The sequence below is a fragment of the Methanobrevibacter sp. genome, from assembly GCF_045577275.1.
In the GTDB taxonomy this organism is placed as follows: Archaea; Methanobacteriota; Methanobacteria; order Methanobacteriales; family Methanobacteriaceae; genus Methanobrevibacter.
This window is the reverse complement of sequence record NZ_JAZNIB010000137.1, coordinates 1-7,784: the sequence shown is the minus strand read 5'-3', so window position 1 is coordinate 7,784 and position 7,784 is coordinate 1. Positions and strand designations below refer to the sequence as shown.

The 7,784-nt window shown below is 29.1% G+C and carries 11 protein-coding genes; 10 read left to right on the top strand and 1 reads right to left on the bottom strand.

What is annotated here, in order from left to right; translation table 11 throughout:
- Positions 1 to 275: 275 nt before the first annotated feature.
- Entirely contained in the window at positions 276 to 1,331 is a 1,056-nt protein-coding gene (locus ACKI67_RS04290; RefSeq protein WP_407462158.1) for an integrase, read from the bottom strand.
- A gap of 421 nt (positions 1,332 to 1,752) precedes the next feature.
- On the opposite strand from ACKI67_RS04290, the gene ACKI67_RS04285 reads away from it, so the two are divergent.
- The 10 genes from ACKI67_RS04285 (at position 1,753) to ACKI67_RS04240 (ending at position 7,725) form a co-directional block, all read left to right on the top strand.
- Positions 1,753 to 1,941, top strand: coding sequence for a hypothetical protein (locus ACKI67_RS04285; protein WP_407462157.1), 189 nt, complete (start codon positions 1,753 to 1,755; stop codon positions 1,939 to 1,941).
- Positions 1,942 to 1,967: 26 nt separating this feature from the next.
- Entirely contained in the window at positions 1,968 to 2,111 is a 144-nt protein-coding gene (locus tag ACKI67_RS04280) for a DUF2080 family transposase-associated protein (protein WP_407462156.1), read from the top strand.
- A 277-nt stretch (positions 2,112 to 2,388) separates the two neighbouring features.
- Positions 2,389 to 3,072, top strand: a complete 684-nt coding sequence (locus tag ACKI67_RS04275) for an XkdF-like putative serine protease domain-containing protein (protein ID WP_407462154.1) — start codon at positions 2,389 to 2,391, stop codon at positions 3,070 to 3,072.
- Positions 3,073 to 3,330: 258 nt separating this feature from the next.
- On the top strand, positions 3,331 to 3,765 hold the full coding sequence (locus ACKI67_RS04270) for a hypothetical protein (protein ID WP_407462153.1): 435 nt from the start codon (positions 3,331 to 3,333) through the stop codon (positions 3,763 to 3,765).
- 113 nt (positions 3,766 to 3,878) lie between these two features.
- Entirely contained in the window at positions 3,879 to 4,682 is an 804-nt protein-coding gene (locus ACKI67_RS04265) for a hypothetical protein (RefSeq protein WP_407462152.1), read from the top strand.
- Positions 4,683 to 4,841: 159 nt separating this feature from the next.
- A complete protein-coding gene (locus ACKI67_RS04260) occupies positions 4,842 to 5,300 on the top strand; it encodes a DUF1890 domain-containing protein (RefSeq protein ID WP_296856404.1) in 459 nt (152 codons plus the stop codon).
- Between the two features lie 56 nt (positions 5,301 to 5,356).
- Positions 5,357 to 5,668 carry a DUF1894 domain-containing protein gene (locus tag ACKI67_RS04255; RefSeq protein ID WP_407462151.1) on the top strand — a complete coding sequence of 104 codons (312 nt, stop codon included), beginning with the start codon at positions 5,357 to 5,359 and terminating at the stop codon, positions 5,666 to 5,668.
- A 60-nt stretch (positions 5,669 to 5,728) separates the two neighbouring features.
- Positions 5,729 to 6,685 carry a methionine synthase gene (locus tag ACKI67_RS04250; RefSeq protein ID WP_407462150.1) on the top strand — a complete coding sequence of 319 codons (957 nt, stop codon included), beginning with the start codon at positions 5,729 to 5,731 and terminating at the stop codon, positions 6,683 to 6,685.
- Positions 6,686 to 6,739: 54 nt separating this feature from the next.
- On the top strand, positions 6,740 to 7,210 hold the full coding sequence (locus ACKI67_RS04245) for a DUF2115 family protein (protein ID WP_407462149.1): 471 nt from the start codon (positions 6,740 to 6,742) through the stop codon (positions 7,208 to 7,210).
- 56 nt (positions 7,211 to 7,266) lie between these two features.
- Complete coding sequence (locus tag ACKI67_RS04240) at positions 7,267 to 7,725, top strand: MarR family winged helix-turn-helix transcriptional regulator (protein ID WP_407462148.1); 459 nt, start codon at positions 7,267 to 7,269, stop codon at positions 7,723 to 7,725.
- Positions 7,726 to 7,784 lie beyond the last annotated feature (59 nt).

Genomic DNA, 7,784 nt, shown 5'->3' with positions numbered 1-7,784 from the left:
GGATGAAAATTTAATAAAAAAAATCGTCTATTTAGTCAAAAGAGCAATTTATTTCATTTTTCGTTGCTAAAACTATATTCAAATGAGTTTCATTAAGTTTAGAGAGACATCAATTCTAAGGAATTGAAAACATCTATTCCTATAAATTTCATCATGCCCACAAAAAGATCATTTTAAAAACATATCATTTGCAAAAAAATTTCAATAGTATAAAACAAGTTTCCAGTTCTTTCATAAAGAACTGTAAAAATCATCACACCATAAAATAATTCCACTTAAATCCTAAAGTCTTTTCCATCCAAAGAAAAATTTATAACAATGTTGATTTCCTGTTTTTCAATTACACAAGCACCCTCACCATTTGATTTAACTGTCTTTTTCTCATACTCTTCAATCCAATCATCAAATATCATGACATTGTGCATTGCACCCATATAAATCTCTTTCAATCTTTTTGGATTTGTCTTGATATAAGCTTCATGAACCTTTGTCTTGGCTCGTCCTTGTAGCTCATCAACATAATCAGCACTCAATCCAATATTGCTGGCATGAAACTTTCTTAAGGAATGGGATCTGAAAAACCTGTAATTTCCTACAAAACCCATGCCTAATCTGTCATTGACCTTCTTGAAATTATACATCAAAGAATCATCACTGAAGTCAAAGAGCTTATCATCTAGGGACAAACCTTCCCTAGAACGCAAATAGTTAACTATATAAAAACTAGCCTCTGGAGAACAGAAAGTATAATAAAACTTGCCAGTTTTAATACGTTTAAGATAAAAACCGGCAACAACATCTTTTCTAATAGCCAATTCATCTAGAATATCCTCTATAGAACCGCCACTATGATAATCATTAGTTGCCCTAACAAAATCCCCAACAGCCAACGAAAGCGTTTCAGCCTTAGCACATCCGCTGCTGGAAATGAAAAGAACAACAGCTTTGAATGAAAGTCGGGAAATGGAACATACTTCCATAATATCTTTTTTAGTAGGCAAATCAAGATAAGAACTTAAATAGTCATTATCAAATTTAATATCATTCAAATAAGGTAATTCTATTTCAAAATGCTTATAAAATGCCATAATTCTTGAAAAATAAGTCCTAACAGTATTTATTGAATAATTAGCTATTAGATAATTTCTAAAATTCAATAAACGTTTCTTTATATGCCTATTTTTAAGAGGAATATAAGTATTTTCATCAGATATGGCTTCATTAATTAAAAATTTAATCGAATTATTATGAAAAGATTCATATTTCCTTATAGCTGCACTATATGTTTTAACAGTAGTAAGCTTAAGATTACGATTCTTACAAAAATCCATTAACAAATCATTAGACATCATAAATAAAAATAAAATTAGAATAAATAAAAAAATAATCTTAGATAAGTTAATTAATGAATTATGCTTAAGTTAAAACTCTAAAAATTAAGAAATAATATTGAATAATGAAAAATAAATGAAAAAATAGAATAATGCTTACTTTTTAGGATTGCCAAATTCATAAGTCTATTCTTTAGAGACTAGGGTTTCGAGTTTTTTATTTAGTTCACTTACTTTTCATTAATTTTTCTCGTAATAGTAATTTTAGAATGCTCCTCTTTTTGTACTATTTTTTGTTCCACAATTTTCTCATTAACTTGTTACCTAAAATATGCTCTTTTTATTTGTTAACTTTATATATTAGTTTAACAAAGTATTACTATAAATTAACTAATAAGGGGGAGTAATTATTAGAGAACCTATGTGTGGAAACGATACTGTAGCAGGAATGCTTTTTGTTCCTTTAAACATGTCTTTAGAAATGGAAACTCCAGAAGATCGTGAGGATTCTATCAAGCGTTATAAAGAACGTGATCCTGAAGGTTGGGAAGCATATGTTGAATGGTGCAAAGAGATGGAGGAATTGACTGGTGAAAAATATTACTATTGATTTACTTTTTTTAAGGGGCTATTTAATTGAAGGTCATTATTGAGAATGCTGAAGAGAGCATAGTTAAGGTTGCAAAACCTCATGGTAATAGTGCTAGGATAATTGTTCCTAAGAAATGGATTGGGCGTGATGTTCAGTTAGTTTTACTGTCTAAGGATGAAGACGATTAACTCTTTTTTTCTTTTACTTTTCTTTTGCTTTTTCTAAATTTTTTTTACTACTAATTTTATTACTTATTTTTTAATATTTTTTTATTAAAACTATTTTTTTAATTTTTTCTAAATTAAGTTCATATAATCCTTGTTTTACTATTTTTAAACCTTTTCCTTTGTGTTTCTAATTTTCCACTATGTATAGTGAAGAAACATATATTTGTTCTTCAAAATTATTTTTTTTTTCACCAAAAAAAATCAATAATCAAAAAGAATAATGGGATAAAGAGCTTAATTGGGGAGTGTAGATACTATCATCAACATAATCGAGGAAACCAGGGACTACATCATAGTCACATTGCCAATATTCATACCAGATGCTAGGGATTGTGAGTATGATCAAGGCGAAAAGCCCTTGACTGCAGAACAGATAAGAAAGTTTGCAGAGGAATACCTGGACTGGAAGATAGTTGACCTGGAACATGAATTCCTTTACAACGGCCAAGTAATAGGAACATTAACAGAATCACATATTACAACAAGGCCACAAATTGTAAAGTTCATAGACGGCACTCCAAGAGAATATCCTACAGGCACATGGTTTGTTACATTGAAAATTACAGACCAAGATGTGATTCAAGGAATAAAAGATGGACATTACACTGGCGGTAGTGCAACCACTATCGAAAGAAAGGATGCAGAAAAATTAAGGAAACTATTACATAGTCATGTTCCCGCATCCGCCAAGTCCCAGATAAAAAGGATAAGGATATCCGACATCAAGGATCAGGTAGTGATAACAATCAGCATAGTCCATTCACCTTGTGTTCCTCTAGCAAAATTTTGTAGTTTAAAAAACAACAATAAAAAGGTGTCACATATGACAAAAGAACTAAACGAACAATTAGAAGAAATATGTCAATTAACATTATTTTTATTATTTTTTTATGGTAATTATTTTTCAAATGCTCTTTCTTAAAGATTATATTTTATTAAGAATAAATATTACATAATTATTGGTTTTCTTGAGATCCTTTGTTTTATTAATTGAATAAATCGTATTTGCCAAGCTAAAAATTTTGAATTTTGTATCAAATAATGGGCTTCGACAAACCCAACTTTTATTTATTTTAAAGATGTCATGAAAAAGGTTTAATCCAATATTAATATTAAATTGGTGATAAAATGTTTAAATTAGGTTTGGAAGAATTAAAAAAATCAATTTGATAGAGAATTGATGAGAAAAGATTCTTTAGAGTCTAAAGCTTCATATATTGTAGGTTTTACATCAATAATTCTACCATTGTTATTTTCTATTCTCTTAGAATTACTAAATGAAAAATCAATAATTTCTGTTGAGTTAAAAAGTTATATGTTAGGAATTTTAATCATTGATATGGTTTTAATTTTTATTACTTTAATAATAACAATTTATATTTTAGATGTCACTCATGTGAATTATCCATTGCCATCGTCCAATCCTAATGAATTAAATAATTTTTATTTTAACAATGCAAACTTAGAATCTGATTTAAAAGATTATTATTTTGGATGTATTTCAAATTTGAATATTCAGAATAATAAAAAAGCTAATTTGTTATCTTTATGTTTTAAATTAATTCTCGTATCTTCCATTTTAATATTTATAATGTTCCTGGGGGTTTTATTATAACTGAAATTAAATGTGCAATATGTAAAAAAATTATTAAAGAAGGAGAATATGTTTGGGTTGATGATAATTTAGATGAATATTATGATTATGATTGTGTCAAATATTTAAATAATATGCATAATCTGGTTTATGGTAAATTAGATTCAAAAGACAATTTTAGAATTATTCCTATGGCAGCTTATGGTGCGGGTCCAGTTTCAAATGAATGGAGTATTTTGGATTTAGATGATATTTTGGAAGATAGTACATTCTGTAGTCATGCAAAAAAAGATTTATTTAATCATATTCCCATATTTAAACAGAATGATACTATTTTTTGTTCTAAGTGTTATGAAAAAATTGGGGATAAAGAGGGAGAATGCTTTGTTCTTTTAGAAGAAAATAAGGTTAGAGACTTATACCCTTATTCCTATGATTTTTCTAATGTTAATTTTTTCATATCTTATGATAAATTTAATGAAGATTCTTTTAATTTACAAATTTGTATTAAAAATTTAAAAAGAAGTAAATTATCAGATTTAAATATTATTTTATTTTCATTTGATAGTTCTTTAGATTTAGATGATGAGGATATTGGTTGGATGGTTGAAAGTCCCCTTAATCGAGCTAATTTAATTATTTTTGAAAATTATAATATTGGAAATATCAATTCTAATGATAGTTTTGAAAAAGAAATTGTTATAAGAATTCCTAAGAGAAATGAGATAAAAACATTTGATTTAGCTTTAAAAAATAATTTAATTGATGAAGGTACATTAAAATTAAATAATTATTTTGGGGTTGAAAAAAATGAAAGTTTGAATATTGATTTTCCATTGGATCTTTATATTATTGTTTCATTTAGAAATCATTATGAGGTTCATCAATCTTATGAGCAGAAAATAGTATTGGATGATATATGTGAGGATTTGGGCTAAAATAATCTAAAAGTTTTAGTTCTTAAGCAATTATTAATTATAAACAAAAAAATAATTGATTTTTATTTTAAATAATTATATTTATAACTATTAACAAAGATATAAAGTGATTAATTATTATAAAAAAGTTTAATATTTAAAAATTATTGATGTGATAAAATGAAAGCATTGGTTTTACTCGGTTGTCCTGAAGCTCCTTCACAAACTCCTATTGGATTGTATGCTTCATATAAGTTAGGCCAAATGGGCTATGATGTTACTGTATCAAGCAATCCTGCAGCAGGAAAGATATTGGATATTTCAGATCCTGAAGGAGTTTATGTAAAAAAGAGAGTAGACATTGAAAAATGTTTGGATGAAATTGAAGAAGGGGATTATGACTTATTGGTAGGTTGCGTTCATAAGGATGCGGCAGCTACTTTCTTCATAACATATTATCATATATTGAAATGCAAGTCATTGGCTCTTGTATTCTCAAGAGATGCAGAAGAAGTGGCTGAATTTGCAGACATGGTTGAATCATCTACTGATGCAGATATCATTGCCGTAAGGGCTTTCCATAATCCAAATCCAATTAAGGTTAGATTTGACAAATACTTGAAAACTTTAGAGGAATAAGAAACTAGTCTCAAATTATATTTAACTGTTTATTAAAGAAAATGATGGTGATTTAGATGTCTTTCTGTTTAGAAACATATTTGCAACAAAATGATGATTATGAAATACTTGTACAACGTTCTGGAGTTAAACAATGTTACAAGCTTATTGAAGAAAACTCCAAAGAGCTTATTCATGTAAACCCTGGTGATAAGGTATTGGGAGCAAGATTGATTGGACTTCCACCTATACCTGTGGGAATCAATGAAGATGAAGGTGCCATATTGATTACTTATACAAAACCTTGCCATGGAACTGCAGCCATTAAGATTCCAATTAGCCCTGAAGAGATTGAAAGCGTTAGGGCAATGGATATTGGTGATGGATAACTCTAAAATTACAAATTAAAATAATGCTTTATGATTAAAACATAGATTTACGGTGATTATTTGATTACAACTGTTGTAGGTAGTTTTGGGATTGATTTGAAGGAACCTGAAACCCTTGGTGAAAGGATAAAGTCTTCAATCGGATTGTATGATCCATACAAAATAGCTATTGAAGAGGCAGTCAAATTGCAATTGGACTGCGGAATAGACATTATAGGAGACGGTCAGCCAAGAGGGGATATGGTAGGTTCCTTTGTAAAGCATATTCCAGGATTCTCATATGAAATGAATTCTTCAGTTATTGTATCCAAGATAAGGGCTCCTCAAGTTGATATAATGATTAAGGACTTGAAATATGCTCAAAGTGTTCTTAAAAGGGAGATTAAGAATAGGGGCATGAGTGAAGATGAGGCAAATAAAAAGGGAGTCAAGCTTATGTTGACAGGACCTTCCACTATTGTCCACTCTTCAAGATTGGAATCATTTTACAAGGAGAGAAATCCCGCTATCATTGACTGTGCTCATGCATTAAGACGTGAAGTGGAGTCAGCAGAGAAGGCTGGAGCAAAATATGTTCAAATCGATGAGCCATTCTTATCTACTGGCATGGTTGACATGAAGGTTGCAAAGGAAGCGATAGGAATCCTTACCGATGGCATTGAAATGCCTATGGGGATGCATGTCTGCGGTAATCTTGATGGATGCTTTAAGGAAATAGCAAAGTTCCCTATTGATATATTGGATTGTGAATTTGCTGGAAACAATGTGAATATTGGTGTTCTTGAAGCAAATGCCGATTTGCTTAAGGGTAAAAAATTAGGATTCGGATGTGTCGATTCAGCTGTAAATGCTGTTGATGACAAAGAAGAAGTTAAAGCTCTAGTTGAAAGAGGTATTGCAGCAGTAGGCAAGGAAAATATGCTCCTTGATCCTGATTGTGGCCTTAGAAAAGTAGATATTCCAATTGCAAAAGAAAAGCTAAGAATCCTCTCTGATTTGGCTAAAGAGTTTAATTAACTCTTTTTTTTACTTTTTTTAGAATTTTCATTTATTGATTATCAGGTGTCATTCATGAAAGCAACAGATTTATTGGAAAAAATAAGAGAAAATTTGAAAGATTATCCTATAGACTATTTAAAGAGAAAAGCTACGGATGAGAGATATCCTGATAGCATAACAAAACGATTAGCTATTTATAATTCTTCAATTTATGATGAGATATATGAAAAGAATATTGAAGAGGACTATGAAATAAAAGATGCTGTAATTAAGAATATAGAAGATGATGTAAACTATTATTTCAGCGTTTATGATCCAGGAGACATTGAAACAAGGGATTTCATAAGAGAACTTTCATTATACCTTGTTTTAATAGTTAAAAAGCCATTGCATCCATTTGGAGATAATCCTGCTAAGGATGATGTCTTTATGGAAAATGGTGAATACAAATGCAAGAACAGGATTATTCATATTAAGGATGAAAGGTCATTATGCCGTTATTGCGTTTGCAAGAATGCAGGTTATTCCTTTGGGTTTATATGAATCAAATATTTAAGTCATTAAGGAAAAATATAGGATAAATGAGATGAGGTTTTTAGATGGTTGATTTTGATTTTGATGAAGAAAAAATAATGGTGACTCCAAGTATCTTATTCATTGATTATATCAATATGCAGCATAACGATTATTTAAAGAAAAATTTTAAAAATATTACACATAGGGATTTTACATATTTGGCCAATATATTCTATCATCAAAACATTTCACAAAAGGAGCTGTCTGAATTATTGTATGTGTCTGAATCCAATGTAACTCAAATCATAAAAAGATTAGAGAAGAACGGATTGATTGAAAGGCATCATGATGAAAAGAATAAAAGCAGAAAAATTATTAATTTGACTGATGAAGGAAAACTGGTCATTTTTTCTTTAATGAAAATTGTTTTCGAATGGGAAGGCGAATTCTTTAAGGATTATCGTCCTGAAGAAGTGGAACTATTTAAGAAAATGCTTTATGAGTATTATAAGAAAGCAACTTATTATGTTCATAAAGAATGAATCTTTTTAATATTATTTTTTTAAATATTATTTTGATTAATTTTTGACTTTCATTCATT

What these genes read in the sequence shown, in the direction of transcription:
- ACKI67_RS04245 (WP_407462149.1), top strand. Translation starts at nt 6,740, where the DNA reads ATGAAAGCAACAGATTTATTGGAAAAAATAAGAGAAAATTTGAAAGAT.
- ACKI67_RS04270 (WP_407462153.1), top strand. Translation starts at nt 3,331, where the DNA reads ATGAGAAAAGATTCTTTAGAGTCTAAAGCTTCATATATTGTAGGTTTT.
- ACKI67_RS04290 (WP_407462158.1), bottom strand. Translation starts at nt 1,331, where the DNA reads ATGGATTTTTGTAAGAATCGTAATCTTAAGCTTACTACTGTTAAAACA.
- ACKI67_RS04240 (WP_407462148.1), top strand. Translation starts at nt 7,267, where the DNA reads ATGGTTGATTTTGATTTTGATGAAGAAAAAATAATGGTGACTCCAAGT.
- ACKI67_RS04255 (WP_407462151.1), top strand. Translation starts at nt 5,357, where the DNA reads ATGTCTTTCTGTTTAGAAACATATTTGCAACAAAATGATGATTATGAA.
- ACKI67_RS04265 (WP_407462152.1), top strand. Translation starts at nt 3,879, where the DNA reads ATGCATAATCTGGTTTATGGTAAATTAGATTCAAAAGACAATTTTAGA.
- ACKI67_RS04285 (WP_407462157.1), top strand. Translation starts at nt 1,753, where the DNA reads ATGTGTGGAAACGATACTGTAGCAGGAATGCTTTTTGTTCCTTTAAAC.
- ACKI67_RS04260 (WP_296856404.1), top strand. Translation starts at nt 4,842, where the DNA reads ATGAAAGCATTGGTTTTACTCGGTTGTCCTGAAGCTCCTTCACAAACT.